12 protein-coding genes and 1 tRNA gene are annotated in these 17134 nt (G+C 32.8%); 9 read left to right on the top strand and 4 right to left on the bottom strand.

Annotated features, from left to right (window positions below; genetic code table 11):
• The first annotated feature begins 33 nt into the window (after positions 1-33).
• The 4 genes from B6C99_RS09545 (at position 34) to B6C99_RS09530 (ending at position 3555) form a co-directional block, all read left to right on the top strand.
• Entirely contained in the window at positions 34-2574 is a 2541-nt protein-coding gene (locus B6C99_RS09545) for a PBP1A family penicillin-binding protein (protein WP_216819448.1), read from the top strand.
• Positions 2575-2587: 13 nt separating this feature from the next.
• Positions 2588-3151, top strand: coding sequence for a 16S rRNA (guanine(966)-N(2))-methyltransferase RsmD (gene rsmD / locus B6C99_RS09540; RefSeq protein ID WP_086359616.1), 564 nt, complete (start codon positions 2588-2590; stop codon positions 3149-3151).
• Positions 3151-3408 (top strand): DUF1145 domain-containing protein, encoded by a 258-nt coding sequence (locus B6C99_RS09535; protein WP_086359615.1) that lies wholly within the window; start codon positions 3151-3153, stop codon positions 3406-3408. The genes rsmD and B6C99_RS09535 overlap by 1 nt, the downstream gene beginning before the upstream one ends.
• A gap of 71 nt (positions 3409-3479) precedes the next feature.
• A tRNA-Gly gene (locus B6C99_RS09530) sits at positions 3480-3555 on the top strand.
• Between the two features lie 368 nt (positions 3556-3923).
• On the opposite strand, the gene B6C99_RS13075 is transcribed toward B6C99_RS09530, so the two are convergent.
• Positions 3924-4208 (bottom strand): hypothetical protein, encoded by a 285-nt coding sequence (locus B6C99_RS13075; protein WP_143413929.1) that lies wholly within the window; start codon positions 4206-4208, stop codon positions 3924-3926.
• Between the two features lie 83 nt (positions 4209-4291).
• Between B6C99_RS13075 and B6C99_RS09525 the strand changes: the two genes are divergently transcribed.
• The 4 genes from B6C99_RS09525 (at position 4292) to B6C99_RS09510 (ending at position 7183) form a co-directional block, all read left to right on the top strand.
• Positions 4292-4567: a hypothetical protein gene (locus tag B6C99_RS09525; protein ID WP_086359614.1), complete on the top strand. Its 276-nt coding sequence runs from the start codon at positions 4292-4294 to the stop codon at positions 4565-4567.
• Between the two features lie 1348 nt (positions 4568-5915).
• Positions 5916-6095 carry an SDR family oxidoreductase gene (locus B6C99_RS13700; RefSeq protein WP_086359613.1) on the top strand — a complete coding sequence of 60 codons (180 nt, stop codon included), beginning with the start codon at positions 5916-5918 and terminating at the stop codon, positions 6093-6095.
• Between the two features lie 125 nt (positions 6096-6220).
• A complete protein-coding gene (locus tag B6C99_RS09515; protein ID WP_086359612.1) occupies positions 6221-6742 on the top strand; it encodes a DUF2867 domain-containing protein in 522 nt (173 codons plus the stop codon).
• Positions 6743-6901: 159 nt separating this feature from the next.
• A complete protein-coding gene (locus B6C99_RS09510; RefSeq protein WP_086359611.1) occupies positions 6902-7183 on the top strand; it encodes a YciI family protein in 282 nt (93 codons plus the stop codon).
• 113 nt (positions 7184-7296) lie between these two features.
• On the opposite strand, the gene B6C99_RS13390 is transcribed toward B6C99_RS09510, so the two are convergent.
• From B6C99_RS13390 to B6C99_RS09495, 3 genes are read right to left on the bottom strand one after another with little or no spacing between them, the layout of a single operon-like run.
• Complete coding sequence (locus B6C99_RS13390; RefSeq protein ID WP_216819447.1) at positions 7297-8739, bottom strand: hypothetical protein; 1443 nt, start codon at positions 8737-8739, stop codon at positions 7297-7299.
• A 3-nt stretch (positions 8740-8742) separates the two neighbouring features.
• A complete protein-coding gene (locus B6C99_RS09500; RefSeq protein WP_086359610.1) occupies positions 8743-10113 on the bottom strand; it encodes a DUF6384 family protein in 1371 nt (456 codons plus the stop codon).
• Positions 10113-11264, bottom strand: a complete 1152-nt coding sequence (locus tag B6C99_RS09495; RefSeq protein WP_086359609.1) for a merozoite surface protein 3b — start codon at positions 11262-11264, stop codon at positions 10113-10115. The genes B6C99_RS09500 and B6C99_RS09495 overlap by 1 nt, the downstream gene beginning before the upstream one ends.
• A gap of 672 nt (positions 11265-11936) precedes the next feature.
• On the opposite strand from B6C99_RS09495, the gene B6C99_RS09490 reads away from it, so the two are divergent.
• Positions 11937-17093 carry an autotransporter outer membrane beta-barrel domain-containing protein gene (locus tag B6C99_RS09490; RefSeq protein WP_158092466.1) on the top strand — a complete coding sequence of 1719 codons (5157 nt, stop codon included), beginning with the start codon at positions 11937-11939 and terminating at the stop codon, positions 17091-17093.
• The last annotated feature ends 41 nt before the right edge of the window (positions 17094-17134 follow it).

The following is a 17134-nucleotide window of genomic DNA, read 5'->3' as shown; positions in this document are numbered from 1 at the left end:
TTTGATTAAAAATCAATTGGATAGGAATGATTTGTGATAATACTAAAAATATTAAAATTTTGCCTTAAACTTTTTATAGGTTTATTTCTTTGTGGTTTAATTATTGGCATAGCTGGTTATAGCTATTATTCAAAAGATCTACCGGATGTTGCAACATTAAAAGATGTTAGATTGCAAACACCTATGCAAGTTCTCAGTAAAGATGGTGAATTGATTGCTGTTTTTGGTGAACGTAGACGAATACCTTTAAAATATGATGAAATTCCACCTATTGTTGTAAATGCTGTTATTGCTACTGAAGATGCACGGTTCCATGAGCATTTTGGCATTGACCCAATTGGTATTGTACGTGCCATGTATATAGGATTAAAAGATAAGAGCTTTTCACAAGGTGGTAGTACTATTACTCAACAAGTTGCTAAAAACTTTTTCTTAACACCGGAAAAAAGCATATCTCGTAAAGTAAAAGAGATGATTATTGCTATTCGTATGGAGCAAGAATTATCTAAAGACGAGATAATGGCGTTATACCTTAATATGATCAATTTTGGATCGCGAGCATATGGTATTGCTGCCGCATCATTTACCTTTTTTGGTAAAACACCTGATCAGTTAACCGTAGATGAAGCCGCATTACTTGCTGGTTTACCAAATGCTCCTTCAGCGTTTAATCCGATTTCTCATCCAGATAAGGCGTTAATTAGACGTAACTGGGTCTTGGGACGAATGTTAGACCAATCTTATATTACTCAAGCTGAATATGATGAAGCAATTAAGAAACCTTTAAATGCCAGTTACCATACGCCAAATATTGAATTTTCTGCACCATATGTCGCTGAAATGGCAAGACAATTTATGTATGATAAATTTGGTGAAAATGCTTATACTGATGGTTATAAAGTTTATACAACCATCTCTAAAACTGATCAAGTTGCAGCAACTGAAGTAGTTCAAAATCATATTATTGATTATGATATGCGACATGGCTATCGAGGCCCTGAAAAAGTCTTATGGGAAAATAATGAGCCAGCATTAAACGAAGATCAAATCCAAGAAGCCTTGCACAAATATATTTGCTACAGCGGTATGTGCCCAGCAGTGGTATTAGAATCGAATGATAAGGAAGCAAAAGCTGTATTATCTGACAAAAGTAATATTACTATTGCTTACCAAGATATGAAATGGGCAAGAAAATTTATTAATGATAATCAACAAGGTGTTTTTCCAAGAAAAGTTAATGATACGTTAAAAGCAGGTCAACTAATTTGGGTAAAAAAATCTGATGATAATTGGTCTTTAGCGCAAATACCAGCTGTTAATGCCGCATTGGTTTCTCTTGATTCGGATAATGGGGCTATTAAGGCAATTGTTGGTGGTTATGATTTCAATTTAAGTAAATTTAATCGTGCAACACAAGCTTTACGTCAATTGGGTTCGAATATTAAACCATTTGTGTATACTGCCACGTTAGAGAAAGGTTTAACTATGGCAACACTGCTTAATGATGCACCTATCGTGCGTACTACTGGGAGTGAGACTTGGCGTCCAAAAAATTCACCACCTACTTATGCGGGGCCGTTAAGAATGCGAATTGGTTTAGGAATGTCTAAAAACGTGATGATGGTAAGGGCACTACGTGCAGTTGGTATTGACTATGCAGCTACTTATTTAGAACGTTTTGGCTTTCCAAAAGAGAACATTTCACACAATGAATCACTTGCTTTAGGTTCTGCTTCGTTTACACCATTGCAGGTTGCTCGTGCTTATTCGGTGATTGTGAATGGTGGTTATCTAATTACACCATATTTAATTGAAAAAATAGAATACGATAATGGTAGTGGTGTGATTTACCAACATCAACCATTAATCGCATGTCATAACTGCAAAGATGAAGTTGTGAAATTCGATTCAGTTACAGTATCATTAGATAATGTTGAAAATGAGTCAAATGAGACAGGTAATGAAGAACCGGAAGAAGCGAATCTTAAATCAGAAGATAATTTAATCTTACCAGATATTAATAAAGACAATAAAATTTCTGATGTAACACCAAAATATGCACCACATACAATTGATAGTGGTATTGCCTTTATTATGAAAGACGGATTACGTAGTATTGTCTTTGGTGGTTCGGATTGGCAAGGTACAGCTTGGCGTGTAAAAGCCTTAGGTCGAAAAGATGTTGGTGGTAAAACTGGTACAACTAACCAATCGAAAGATGTTTGGTTTTCTGGATTTGGGGGCAATATTGTCACATCGGTTTGGATGGGCTTTGATGATCACCGTCGTGCTTTAGGGCGGACTTTCCGTGCCGAAGCTGGGGCAGTTACAGCTAATCCAGTATGGGTTGATTATATGAAAGTTGCTCTTAAAGATGTGCCAGAAAAACAAGATGTAAAACCAGATAATGTGATTTCAGTGACAATTGATCAACGAACAGGAATGTTACCTGGTTCTGGTGCAAGAACAATGTCAGAATACTTTATTAAAGGAACTGAGCCAACTACATATGGATCACAAGAAGTTGGTACTAGTGTGACGGATTCACAAGGTAATACTCAAGAACTATTCTAAGTAAGGTTATTATATGAATGGTTCAATAAGAATTATTGGTGGCAAATGGCGCGGTAGAAAATTGTCGGTTCTTGATAAACAAGGCCTGCGTCCTACCACAGATAGGGTAAAAGAAACTTTGTATAATTGGTTAATGCCAATTATACAAAATAGCAATTGTTTAGATTGTTTTTCAGGTAGTGGATCATTAGGTTTTGAAGCAGCATCACGTGGAGCTCAATCAGTCACATTATTAGAGAAAGACAAGCAAGTAGCTAATCAGCTGAAAAAAAATAAACAACTCATTTCAAGTGATAATATTGATATTTATGCAACCGATACTTTTCAATGGTTAGATAAACCTGCGCAAAAACAATTTGATGTTGTTTTTATCGATCCGCCTTTTCATCAATCATTGATTGAAAAGACAGTAAAACTCCTTGAAAATAATCATTGGGTTACTTCATCAGCTTATATTTACATTGAGTCTGAAACCACTCATGATCTAACTAGTTATATCCCATCAAATTGGTATTTACATCGGGAAAAAACAGCCGGACAAGTTCATAGCTATCTATTTATACGAGAAGACAAATAATGTTTATACTTTTGGGTAAATTAATCTATTCATTTATATGGTTATTTTTATTATTTAACTTAGTTCATCCATTTCCAAAGCCAGCCAATGTTGTTGCATACGTTGGATTGGCCGCTTTTGCTATAACACATGGCTTACAAGCTTGGTTATTACAATCAACGATGACCAATCAAGAAAAGCAGCAGGATAAATATAAAGCACTTAGACTTTTTATTTTTGGTGTTTTTGAAACACTTAGCTGGAAGAACAAAAAATAACGGTTAAAAAAGGTTGCCATACACGAATATTTTTGTATAATGCTCACCACTTCTTTCGAAGCATTCAATATGCGGGAATAGCTCAGTTGGTAGAGCGCAACCTTGCCAAGGTTGAGGTCGCGAGTTCGAACCTCGTTTCCCGCTCCAATTTAAGATTTATAGTATCCTACAATCAACAGTTAACTTATTTCCCTTTTTGAAACTGTCAATAATTGCCATCTCTGTGTCTATATAAGTACGTAAATGAAATGCATCAATTCTACTACAGACATACCGACTCAATTATAGAACTCACTAATCAACAAGGTACTATTGTTTTGTGAGCCAATTATAAAACATGGTGTAAAGTTGATAGCTTATGTATCAATAAAATTGAACAAAAACCTAAAATATTAAAGCTAATATTTTGGTGAAGAAGCCATATTATATTACGATACTTTTAAGTTTTATGAGGAGTAAATAGTGCGATTTATCACTCCAAATCCGATTATGTTATTGGTTGGGATTCACTTATATTAGTATACTTCTAATCCAATAGTTTGGTTTGATCCTTTTGGAATAGATCTTATGTCATATAGTGTCATTGTTTGTAGAAGATGAGTTTGTCTTCCTGATTCATTGGCGTTAAAATTAATAACAAAAGGAAATTCGTAAAATATTTCTGTTAACGGTAGATTTGCAAAAACATTAGAATAATTAGTTAATGGAATACAACATAATAAAGTTGGTGTAACTAATGTTGGTGAATTACGAGCAACAGGAGGGAGATATCCTCTCCAAATGCTTCTAATCCAAATCATGCAAGCTTATAAGGAATGAATCGTTAAAAAACGGCATAGTTAATGGATATTTCAAAATTATTGAAGAAGAAAGGTAATTTTTAATGAAAAGTATACTCACAGATCAGGAACTTAAAGAAATATCAGATCGTTGTAGTAAAGCAACAAATGGTCCTTGGATTTCTTATGTAGAAGGAAGGGATCACGTTAGTGGTTCAAATTTTATCATGACTGGATTAGATGATAATAGAGGTGAAGATATAGAGTTATTAGGCGCAACAATCGATGATCAAGATTTTATAGCTCATGCTCGACAAGATATTCCAAAACTATTAGCGGAAATAGAGTCATTAAAGAAGCAACTTAAAACAATAAGTTAGTAATTATGGCATACAGGGCTATGCTACACAAGCAAAGTAGAAAAACTCACTTCTATAAAATAGGTAGCTACGCCTGTTAGATCTATCGATACCAAATACGAAATAAATGAACTCTATTACAACCATAATGACTAAATGGGGTCTTTACTATATCTCCTTAATGAATAAGTAACAATCGTTTGATAAGTCAATTACAAAGCCTGGGCGGGATAGATAGTTTTTACATTAATGAAATAGAGAAAAATCTGCCTTCTCAAGGCATGACTTTGATGAAGAAACAGAGTTACATTACAATATCTTTAGGTATTATGATAAGCAGATAGCGAGATTTACTATTGAAAGACCCGATTGGTTTATTAGAAAGGAAGAATCTTTGCTTATAAACCTAATCCTATTACTTAAATTGATCAGCGTAGATTATTATTCATAATTTAAAAGACCTAAACAAATACAGAAACTCACCATAATATTACAGCCCATCCGTAAAATAGAGTGTTTAGCCAAAAGATAGCTTATATTGCATAAATAATTGTATCAAAATGATGTTATTTCTTTACTTTTGTTGTAATTTGTATTGATTACCTGCTATATCACTAATTGAATTATCATTCATAAATTAAAAAACTCTGAAAGCATAGATTAATGATAATATTTTTATTGTTTCTTTATACCTATCTATTTTATCGTCTTATCTACTCTTATTGAGGTCAGAAGATTGGTATCGGCTAAACAATTTAAAAGAAGTAAGTCCCAACTATGAACCGGTTGTATTTTTACTATAAAGTGGAATAGTTTTTTTATTTAATTATAAATAACCTTATTTTGTTATGCTCATATATTCTATTAAACTATCAACAAATAACCTTACGTTCAGTGGTAGGTGTTTTGCATGCTGTTATAATAAAAAGAAAGGCCGTGTTGTGCCATTAAACTCCATCAATAAATCAACGAGCTCGCTACTTTTTAATTTTTTTCTACCGAAAAACGATAAAGTTGCATAAGGCCAGCATGATTTTTGACTAATTCATTAGTTGCTAAAAAATCATCCAGTATAATAAAGTTGCCTTTTATTTCTAACTCTATTGGTTTTTCTTTTTTACATAAGTGCCATAAGATTTTACGTCTTGTACTCGGTAATTCAAATTCAATACATTTATGTTTTTTTTAAATCTTCTAATATGACTGGCTTCCCCAACATATTTTGTAAATATGTTGGGGAAGCCACAACAATTATTAATCCTCTAATTTTCTGGCGATTAGATTACAGTCTTTCGGTTTTTGTCTTCTTATTGCTATATCAAAATTATCTTCATAAAATATACAAGTGAATGCTATTGCTCATGTATAATTGATACCCCTTAATGCCATTCATAATGCACAAGATAGAGAAAATTTAGCTAAAATGTCTCCTATGGGAAAAATTGGCAACCCGCAAAATATAGTTCATGCAGTTGTTTATTTAACGCAAAGTGAATTTGTGACAGGAATGACAATGATAGTAGATGGTGGATCCTCAACGGGTGTTTGATAGAAAAATAACTAAAATTAAATAAAACTGCAAGTAATAACTATTTATATATTATCGGTTGATAAATATATAATTATATTGCAAAATTGGCTAATAATGTTATTTACTTGTCAATTGAGTTAGTGATGGATGCTAAGAAAACAAATATTATTAATAAATTAAATAGTTTATTAAACCGTCAGGTTGCCTTAATTGCGGAAGATATTGATTATTTAAGTTACCAAACAGCCTCTATTCCTAGCGATATTTCTGCTTATGACGCATATAGAATGATGACTCAATCTCAACCTAAATGGCTTAAAATATTATTTAAGATGAGAGATTTTTTAGGCAAAATGGTAGGAATTAGAACCATTAAAGGTTTTGAACAGTTAAGTAAAAATATACCTAGTGTTGGAGATACAGTGCATTTTTTTAACGTAATGGAGTTAGAAAAAGATAAATTAACTTTAATCATTAGAGATCATCATCTAGATGTTTGTTTACATCTTCGCTTAGTTGATGATAATGATAAACAAAATAAATTATATGTAATTACATCAGTCAAAAATCATAATTTTATCGGCAAGGTATATATGGCACCAGTGTCTGTTCTACATCCATTTATTGTTAATAGACTATTGATTAATCTTAAAGCTAAAAAATAAATGTATTAGTAAATCTGGGTTGAATTTGATTGCATAATTAACCATTTTTAACTTTATTTCGTGTTATAAAAAACAAATCAGAATTAGTAAAAGTTTTTAGCTCTGAAAAATTTAGCTAAAGATTTATGCAAATAATTTAAAATATATAAGGAGTGTATAATGATAATTGTAACTTTTAAGTTTAAAAAACCTTTGGAAGAATTGTTAGCTAAATTTGAAGAACATAATAAATTTTTAGATGAGTATTTTGCTAACAATAAGTTTATTGCGTCTGGTCCTTTAGAGAATAAAACAGGTGCGATTATTGTAGTAATGAGTGATTCACTTGAAGAAGTTAGAAATATTATGAAATTAGATCCATTTTGTATTTATGATCTGGTTGATTTAGAATTTACTTTATTCCAAGCGAATAAAATTTCGTCTAACTTATTAAGTAATTAAATTTACATTATCTGATCTGATGGGGTAACAGTAGGTGCTTATGATGCACCTACTTAAACAAATAACTTAGTAAATACTAAAAAACTTACTTAAATAAAACTAATTTTGTCTATCTAAAAACTATCCGTAGTACGATATCCACCGCCACCTGATGAAGAGCTCGATGAATAACTATTCCCACTGCCACTGGATGAGGAACTTGAAGAACTTGATGAAGTTGATGATGTTCGATTACTACTGGATGACCAGCTTGATGATGAGCGACTTGAGCGCCTAGAAGATGATGAACTTGAGCTACTAGACATCGACCAGCCACTATCTGTACTTGATGAAGTTGTATTATTTCTTAGTACACGCCTAGCTAGAAGCTCCATAACGATTTTTTCAGGAGAATCACCATTTTCTATTAAGTTATTTAGTAGGTTATTAAGTGTGTTTGAAGAAATTTTATATTCATAAAAAGAACTAGGTATATTATTTTGCCTAAATAAATTCAATGTTTGATTAAAGCGAATAAAAATATCTTCAAGGTTTCCAATTGATTGTTGAAAATGTGGAATACGTTGTTCAAGTTTTTTTATCTGTTTATCTAATTCAGGAATTTTTTTAAGTAATATATCATCTTCTTTGGATTTAGTTTGTAAGGTTAGCTGTTCAAGTTTTTTAATTGACTGATTTTCTAATAATTTAGCTAGCTTTGAAGATAATTTTTTAAACTGAACACTTTGTCCTGATTGTGTGTCATTTAATGTATTATAAGCCTCTTGCTTCTGGCATTCAGCTTTATCTAAATCATGTTCAATTTTAGCTAATTCAGTTTTTAATTGCGGCAGCTTCAAACTATTTTCAACCAGTTGTTCTTTGTTATTTTTTTGTTTTAAGGCAAAATCGTATAATTTTTTCTGATTATCGTATTTCAATTGCGATTCTTTCATTAAGGATTCGAGTATTTTTTGGTTTTTATAATTTTCATTGAAATGAACAAATTCAGCTAGCGATTCATCCAGATTTCTAAAAACCCAACGCCCCTTATAATTATCTTCGCCATAGTTTCTTTTGATTAAATAATTGTAATAGCTATTTTTACTGTACTCGGCTAATTTTTTTGAGAACTCTTTTTGGCATATTTCATAATCATTGTTTACTTTTTCTAAACTTTCCTGTTCGATAATAAAACGATTAAACGATGAAACGTAATCTGGATCGCTTTCCAGTTGTAGTACCTTTTGGGTAGTAAGTTCATCTAACTTTGCAAGAGTATTTGTCAATTGTTGTTGATATTGATTAGTTTGTTTTTCTAATTTACTAAGCTTGCTATTTAAGTCACTATATAGTCCCTGTAATTGCTTAATAATATTTTGGACTTGAAAATCACCATTTTCCGGTGATTCTTTTAAATAGATGACAGCAATTTTTTGATAAATATTAGCCTGTTCATTCTTTAAATTTAAAATCTTATCAAGGGTATCTTGTCTTTCTTGATAAGCCATATCTAAAGTGGCTTTAATCCCTTGTGCTTGTTCATAAATTTTATTTTCAATTATTTTGGTCTGCATGGTTTACCACTCTAAAATCCTACCTGATTTCACTGATTTAGGGCAATTGAAGATTAAACGTCCTTTCGGTTTGGTACAAAGTTTATTGTTATCAATATGCCCATCTTGCATTTTATCGGCTTTAACACTGTTATATTTTTCTAAAGTGACTTGTTGACCAAATGTATTTACCAATTTTGATTCTCCAGTTTCAATACTTTGTACCCATAATGAATCTGAATGGTTATTGGTTGTCATCGGTCTTACAATCAAGTACCAAGATTTACCATTAGTATTGTCATGAGTGCGCTCTACTCCTGATTTGTAATCTGGATGATCAACAATCGTTAAAGTTAAATTAGTTTGAGCCAGTTTAATATAATAAGCCATCATTTCTTGATAATGCTCGACATGCTCAAAATTCAAATTTTTTAAATCAGAACTTAAGGCATTTTGTAATGCAACAACCTCACTCATATCAGAGTTAGGTACGTTTAATGTTTGTAGTTGTTTAGTATCAGATAGAATTTTATTTTCAAGAGCTTCAGCACGCCCAACTGAATGATAAAGTTTTTCTATTGGTTCAAGATCAATATCTTGTTGTCCTTGATTGAGATTATCAAGAATTTTATCAACTGAAATTTGTAAAATAGGATATTTTTTAGTTGCCTCTATAAACTCTTTACTTTGAATTAAGTTGGCCAAATTTTTATCCTTTTCAAGTAATTCACTTAATTCTGTTATTTGTTTGGTTATCTCAGGTAAAGTAGAGGAGATTGAGTTATCAAGTTCTTTCAGATCATTAAGTGTTTTCTTATTCATCTCAAACGTTGGCGATGAAATCTCCGTTGATTCAGTAACAGGAAGATTAATCTCTTGATTGAGTAAATCAGTAATTGAGTCTTTTAATTTTTTTACGGGAACTTGTGCAAAGTAAACAGGAAGTTTATCAATTTGCAAAAATTTATTGTTAAGATCATTTAAGGTATTTTTTTGGGATAAAATATGACTATAAGTCGTATCGATATTATCATTAATTTTTAGAATATCTTTTAATATGCTGAAGTTGAGCAACAATAAAATAATTAAGATCACACCGATAAAAGGATAAAGTATACTTCTTTTTATGTAACAAAAAGCAAAAAAACGAATTAACCAATTACGTTTAGGTGCAATAAATTGTAATCTTTGGTTAAACCAAAGATTAATTCCCTTCTCAATGATTTCGTCATTAACAATTTGCCCCTTAGCTTGATAATAATTTTTTATATTTTCTGCTAAGTTTGTACGCAAAGCGTTATGATCAAGGTGCTCAAGTAATAATTGTTGCTTTTGATAAAGTTCGTCAATGATTGCCATTGCACCTAGTTGGTCACTAAGCTTAATATTTGACATTAATTATTAGCCTTTAAAATAATATTATTAAAGCGTTGTTTACCATCTTCAACAATACGATCTATCTCTTTCGCATTATCAATTGATTCATTACGTAATTCGGCAATTAGCTGCTGACTTGATTCTTGATAATTGACAATTGCGTCGACTAAAGCACGTAAAGAATCAGCTTTAATGGTTGAGCTATATCCAGCACGTAAACTTTCTTCTAATTGCTTATTACCAGCAGAAGCAATGCTTTCAATACCTTTATTCATGCCATCTTTTATCGCTTCTAAAGTTTTAGTACTTTCGCTTAAACCAGTTAAAGAAGTGATTGATGCACTTAATGCAGTAAAAACAATTTCATTGGTGGAAAAAAAGCTTACACTTTGTTGATAAACTCGTTCTTTCACTGAGGTTGTTTGTTGTATACGTGCAAAGACTGCTTCTGCTGAATTATAAGAAACGGTTAAATTATTGGCTAAATCCAATATTATTTGGTAACGACTGTCTTCTTGTTGAACATTACGTAATGCTTCATCTCGGATAAGCTCTAAACGCGCTTTTGCCACATGATCATCTTCTTTAAAATTATCCACATCGGCAATGGCTAAAGATAATTTATTTTTACATTCTTCAAGACGAGCGGTTGCTATTTGAACTAATTCTTCGGCAGTGATTTGAGCTTGTTTCAATCCAAATCGAAAATCTTGATAGGCATTTAGAATAATATGCTCACGCTCAATTTGATTACCGGTTTCTTGCGATACTTGTAAATAGGTCTTTTTTATCAGATTGAATCGGTCGGGAATAGAACCTCGTTGAAGTTTCATCCAACCTATTTTTATTCTTTCAAAAAAATCTAATCGACCATCATCAAGCCAACCTAACATTTTTTCCATATCCGTTCGGATACTATCAAAATGATTAACAATTTTGGTGTATCGTTGTGAAACTTCAACACCATCTATTTGTTCGCGAACCACTTGGTTAAAAGCACTTTGTTGTTGTAAGGTTCGTGCTATTGCGATAACTCGATTTTTATCAATTTCGGCAACGTTATCCAATAACTTTAAAATTGGTGCATCGGCTTGTGGTTTAATAATAATTCCGATTTTATTTAATAATTGTACTGCTCTATCAATATAAGGTATGACCTGGCTAGACATTTATAAATCCTTTAATTTTTATTATTACATCGACAAATCTGCTAAATTATATCTTAATATATTGTTTACAACAATTTATCTAATTTGCCTATTTCCACTAGTTACATATTACTACGCAGATTATGTTGACGATTATTGGCAACCCATGAGGATGTTATTTACTCAATATGGAAAGATAATGTTTGAATTGATTCTCGACGTTAAATATTGATTAAAGTCGTTAATTTATAGAATGGTTTATTTATTCAGCAACACATAAGAATTTAGCAAAAAAATTATCATATAAACCAGATGGATAAAAAATAGTATAATATATAAGTAAATTTGGATTTTTAATTTATATCGACATTTTTTATTCTTTTGATTGCCAATATTCCCACTATATGGTAAAAACTAAAAAATTGATATTATTTTTCTATATCTAAATTTAAACTCATTAATAACATATCTTTTTCTGTTTTAAATTATTTATCAATTCACTGATGTTTTTATAACTTCGATCTTGTATTTGTTTAACATTCTTTGCAGCTCCACAATTAGTAATGATTTTTCTAACTTTTAATTTTAAAAATAGATTAGGGGGGTTATTAGTACTGTGTATTAATTCTCTATCTAATTTTTCAAATGAAAATGTTGTTTGACCAGCATAGATTTATTTCGGGAGAGAAAATAATGAATAAAGTATATAAGTTAGTTTGGAGTGTACGACGTCAAGCCTATATAGTGACATCAGAAAAATCGCAATCTAAAGGTAAATTATTCTTTATTAATTTATTATCAGTTGCCGGTTTATCATTAGCTATGATCCCTTTCAGTTATGCCCAATGTGACAGTTCATCACCCAACAAATATTGTGGAAAAAATATTATTAATCAATACCCGAATAAAGATTCTGTTGGCAAACAATCACCAACTTTTATAAGTCAATTTTTGGCAATGACTAACTTTAGCAATTCTATCGATTTAACTATATCTAACCATGTTGAGTCCAATGATGATGGTTATAACTATATGAGTGGTAATGATATCAATGATATCAATTTAAGCCAGTCTGATGGAGAAGTCATTGGTGGTAAAAATGGAATCAATCTTGAGCATAATGGTTCTGGCTCTACAACGATTAATATTTCGGGTGATGTCACGGGTAAGCAAAATGATGGTTTACATGTGGTAAATTCAAATAATACACATGATTTAGATATCATGGAACTTATTGATGCAAGTATCCATGGAAAATCAAATGGTATTAATGCGGTTAATTATGGTCATGGTACCACAACGATATCGACCATTGGCTCTGTGGTTGGTGATGATCTTGATGGTATTTTGGCTGTGAATGATGGAGATACTCAGGGATTAAATATAATCCAATCATCGGGTGAGATTCACGGTAAAAAAAATGGTATTAATGCTGATAATAAAGGAAAAGGCAAATTGAATATCAATACTAATGACAATGTTATTGGTGATGGAAGTGAAGGAATTAATGCAGTTAATGAACAAAATGCAGGCGATTTAACTATTTCGCAAGATCGTGGTTTAATTTCAGGTGCACTTAATGGCATCAAAGCAAATAATTTTGGTAATGGTTCAACTAATATCACGGTAGCCGGAAAAGTTGTTGGTAAACAAAATGATGGTCTTTTTGCCAATAACAATTCTAATACTCATGATTTAACCATTAGTCAGAAATCAGGTGAGATCAATGGTGGAGCAAATGGCATCAATGCTGTTAATAATGGTAATGGTTCAACGATAGTCACAACGTCCGGTAAGATAGTGGCTAATCATAGTGCTGGGGTATCTATTACTAATTTTGCGAATACTCACAAATTAACCTTTAATCAGGTAGCCGGTTCCATTATAGGAAAAGGATCTGGTGTTGGTATTATTAATAATGGCAATGATACAACGTCCATTTCTATTATGGGTGATATTGAAGGCCAAAAACAAGAAGGTATGTCTGTATTTAGTGGGGTAAACACGACTGGTTTAAAGGTTGAACAGTCAAATGGTAATATCAAAGGGTTAAGTTATGGCATGATTCTAACTAATAAAGGTAATGGTTCAAGCGAAATTAACACTAATGGTACAGTGACAGGTTCTGGGGATGATGGGCTTCGTATAATCAATGAAACTAATACTCGTGATCTCATTATCAATCAAAATGGTGGCGCGATTTATGGTCAAGGCGCTGGTATCAATATTACCCATAGAGGTACTGGTTCTTCTAATGTAACTATCAAAGGTAATGTTACTGGCAATGTTAATTCTGGCATTATAGCTGCTACTGACACTAATACCAAGGATATTACTATTTCTCAAGCATCAGGAGAAATTCATGGTGATATAGATGGTATTAATGTTAACCATAATGGAACAGGTTCAACAATTATCTCTACCACAGGCAGAGTGATTGGTGAAAATGGAAATGGTATCAATGCCACGATTCAAACAAATACCCAAAATATTATTGTTAAACAAGAATCAGGGCGTATCCAAGGTGGTCTAAAAGGAATTTCTCTAACAAATTATGGCACAGGGTCAACCACTGTTGATACCACTGGTGAAGTTATTGGTGGTCAGCATTATGGTATCTATATTAAAAACGATAGACACAGCCAAGAAGCAAGTGTCACTCAGTCTGGAGGAAGTATTCAAGGTAAATTAGACGGAATAAATATTGATAATAATGGAGTTAATACCACGACAATAACAGCAGATGGCGACATTATAGGCACTCAAAATAATGGTATTTTAGTAGTTAATAGTGAAAATAGTCAAGGCATAACGGTTTCTCAGAACAGTGGCAATATTAAAGGTAACGATTATGGGATTATTTTGTTTAATAGTGGTAAAAGTACTACGTCGGTAAGTGTTTCTGGTAACGTTATCGGCTCACAGAATGATGGAATAACTGTAGTAAATTATGAAAATACAGATGATATTAAAATTGATCAATTAGCTGGTAATATTCAAGGTAAGGAAAATGGAATAAATATAATCAGTACAGGTCAAGGTGCAACGAATATCACTACAAAAAGTAAAATAGTCGCTGAGGAGAAAGATGGGATTACCGCGGCAATTAGAGGCAATAGTAAGGAGATTAATATTATTCAAGCAGGAGGTGAAATCAATGCCAATAATTATGGATTCAATATATCTAATGATGGGCAACGTTCAACACTAATCAGTTTAGCGGGTAAAGTCGTAAGTAATAATGACAGTGTTTGGGTTAATAATGGCTCATATAGTTCTGATTTAATTATCGATCAAACTGAAGATAGTGAGATTATTGGGCAAACTAGTGGTTTTAATCTTACTAATAGTGGCCAAGGTGTAACTACTATTAAAATTGCGGGTAAAGTTACGAGCAGAAATTTAGATGCCGTTATGGCGGGTAATGAGTTTAACACTAATGAGTTAATATTTAAGCAAACCACTAATAGTGTTATTCAAGGTGGAAATAATGGTGTAAATTTGGTAAATCGAGGTCAGCGCTCGACCGAGATTTTTATTGATGGCGATGTCTCTGGTATAGGTGGTTCTGGAATTGTTGCCGCTAATTATGGTAGCGCACAGGATCTATTATTGCAACAAACAAATGGGGTTATAAGTGGCTTTGATAAGGGGATTTCTGTATTCAATAATGCTAGTGGTAACACCAAAATTGATATATCAAGTAAAGTAATCGCGAACAATAGTACATCCGGAATAGCCATAAATAGCAATGGTAGAGAAGGGATTAAAACCTATATAAATCTGAATCAAGGTGCAGATGTTTCATCGGCTAGCGGTATTGCGATTAAAAATGATAAAACAGATTCTATAGTCTCTTTAAATGATGGTGCAAAAATCAGTGGTAAAATTGTACTTGGAACTGGTAATGATACTTTGTTTATTAATGAAGGTGCAGATATATCGCAACTGATTATGGTTGATGGCGGTAATAAATTTACTCGTGTTGCAGGCTCTTCAGATAATGATACGCTAAACTTAAATACGCATCTTATTGGATCATCCACCTCTGATGGTTCGCTAAATAATGTGGCTATTTTGGGGTGGGAAAATATTAATTTGAGCGGTAGCGGTAAACTAACGTTAACGGGTAATTTAAATACTGATAATTTGACGCTTGATTCTGGTGCAATAGTTGAACTGCAATCAGGTTTGCACCAATCTATAATTACTGGTAGCGTCAATAATGGAGGCTCAATTAATCTTAACAACGCTTTTGCTGGTGACCGTTTAACTGTTACAGGCGATTATATAGGCAATGGTGGTAAATTAATTTTTGATACTGTTCTTCAAGATAGTGATAGTGCTACCGATCGCTTACTAGTAAATGGTAATGTTTCAGGCAACACATGGATACAAATCAATGATATTAATGGTTTAGGTGCTGATACAGGTAATACCAATGGTATTGAATTAATCCATGTTGGCGGTACCAGTAGTGATGATGCCTTTAAAATGCAAGCAGAACATTTAGATGCCGGTGCTTATGAATATTATTTACATAAAGGTGATATTAATAACCAAAATAATAACTGGTATTTGCGTTCTTACTTACCGCATAACCCGACGGATCCGACCAATCCAACGAATCCAACTAACCCGACGGATCCGACCAATCCAACGGATCCGACTAATCCGACTAATCCAACGAATCCAACGAATCCAACGAATCCAACTAACCCGACGGATCCGACCAATCCAACGAATCCAACTAACCCGACGGATCCGACCAATCCAACGGATCCGACTAATCCAACGAATCCAACGAATCCAACGAATCCAACGGATCCGACGGTTCCAACGAATCCGACCAATCCAACTAACCCAACTATTGCCCCTGAACCAGGCAAACCGGTACCTCAGATAACCTATCGTAAAGAGGTTCCATTGTTTGTGGCTGTTGCTGCACAGCTTCGTCTTGCCGATAATCTTATGCAGAGCAATTTGCACCAACGCATCGGTAATGTACCATTATTGAATTCGCCAATAAGTTGGGGGCGAATTATTACCAAGCGAGTGAATTTAAAACAAAATGGCATCGCTAATGCGCATAGCAAAGGAAACTATAGCGGTTTCCAATTAGGCAGTGATATTTGGCAGAATGATGATTGGCGAATTGGGGCTTATTTTGGTTACTTAAATGGTGATTTAAGTGTTGATGGTTTCGCTAGTGGTAAATATAAACGAGTGGGTAAAAATGAGATAAATTCTTACTTTTTAGCTGCATATAGTACCTATATGCAGAATGATGGTAGTTATTTTGATATGGTTTTACAAGGAGTTCGTCATCGAGTTGATCTCAATCCAAATGGTAATAAAAATAGTAAACAAAAAGGTAAAGGTTTGAGCGCATCGATTGAAACAGGCAAACCCTTTGTTTTAATGGAGAGCAATTGGAAACTAGAGCCGCAAGCACAAATAATCCATCAATGGCTTGATTTGAAAGATAGTCATATCAGTGGTAAAACCACTGTAAAACATAGTGATAATAATAGTTGGTTATTCCGTTTTGGTACAAGGTTAGAGGGTAATTATAAAACTGAAGATACTTTATTGCGCCCTTATGCACGAGTTAATCTTTTCTATTCTCCAAATGGTGCGGATCATGTTAAATTTGATTGTAAAAATGCTAGTAGCGAATTTAGTAATGGTGGTAAATATTTAAGTTCGGAATTAGCAATTGGTGGCAGTTATGAAATCAATAATCAAATCAATTTATATAGTGAAATAGGGCATACATGGACTCATGGTGGTGATACCAGAGTGAAAGCTCCTGTTAGTGCTTCTGTTGGCATACGAGCTAAATGGTAAGTTAAAAAAATCTCAATAAATTTGAAAAGCCGATATTGTAT

The sequence above is a fragment of the Gilliamella sp. N-G2 genome (assembly GCF_002142215.1).
In the GTDB taxonomy this organism is placed as follows: domain Bacteria; phylum Pseudomonadota; class Gammaproteobacteria; order Enterobacterales; family Orbaceae; genus Gilliamella.
The sequence above is the reverse complement of the archived record's forward strand: the minus strand, read 5'-3'. Positions and strand labels throughout refer to the sequence as shown.

Coding starts and splice junctions, on each gene's coding strand:
- B6C99_RS09510 (WP_086359611.1), top strand. CDS start 6,902: ATGATAATTGTAACTTTTAAGTTTAAAAAACCTTTGGAAGAATTGTTA.
- B6C99_RS09490 (WP_158092466.1), top strand. CDS start 11,937: ATGAATAAAGTATATAAGTTAGTTTGGAGTGTACGACGTCAAGCCTAT.
- rsmD (WP_086359616.1), top strand. CDS start 2,588: ATGAATGGTTCAATAAGAATTATTGGTGGCAAATGGCGCGGTAGAAAA.
- B6C99_RS13075 (WP_143413929.1), bottom strand. CDS start 4,208: ATGATTTGGATTAGAAGCATTTGGAGAGGATATCTCCCTCCTGTTGCT.
- B6C99_RS09495 (WP_086359609.1), bottom strand. CDS start 11,264: ATGTCTAGCCAGGTCATACCTTATATTGATAGAGCAGTACAATTATTA.
- B6C99_RS09525 (WP_086359614.1), top strand. CDS start 4,292: ATGAAAAGTATACTCACAGATCAGGAACTTAAAGAAATATCAGATCGT.
- B6C99_RS09535 (WP_086359615.1), top strand. CDS start 3,151: ATGTTTATACTTTTGGGTAAATTAATCTATTCATTTATATGGTTATTT.
- B6C99_RS09515 (WP_086359612.1), top strand. CDS start 6,221: ATGGATGCTAAGAAAACAAATATTATTAATAAATTAAATAGTTTATTA.
- B6C99_RS13390 (WP_216819447.1), bottom strand. CDS start 8,739: ATGCAGACCAAAATAATTGAAAATAAAATTTATGAACAAGCACAAGGG.
- B6C99_RS09500 (WP_086359610.1), bottom strand. CDS start 10,113: ATGTCAAATATTAAGCTTAGTGACCAACTAGGTGCAATGGCAATCATT.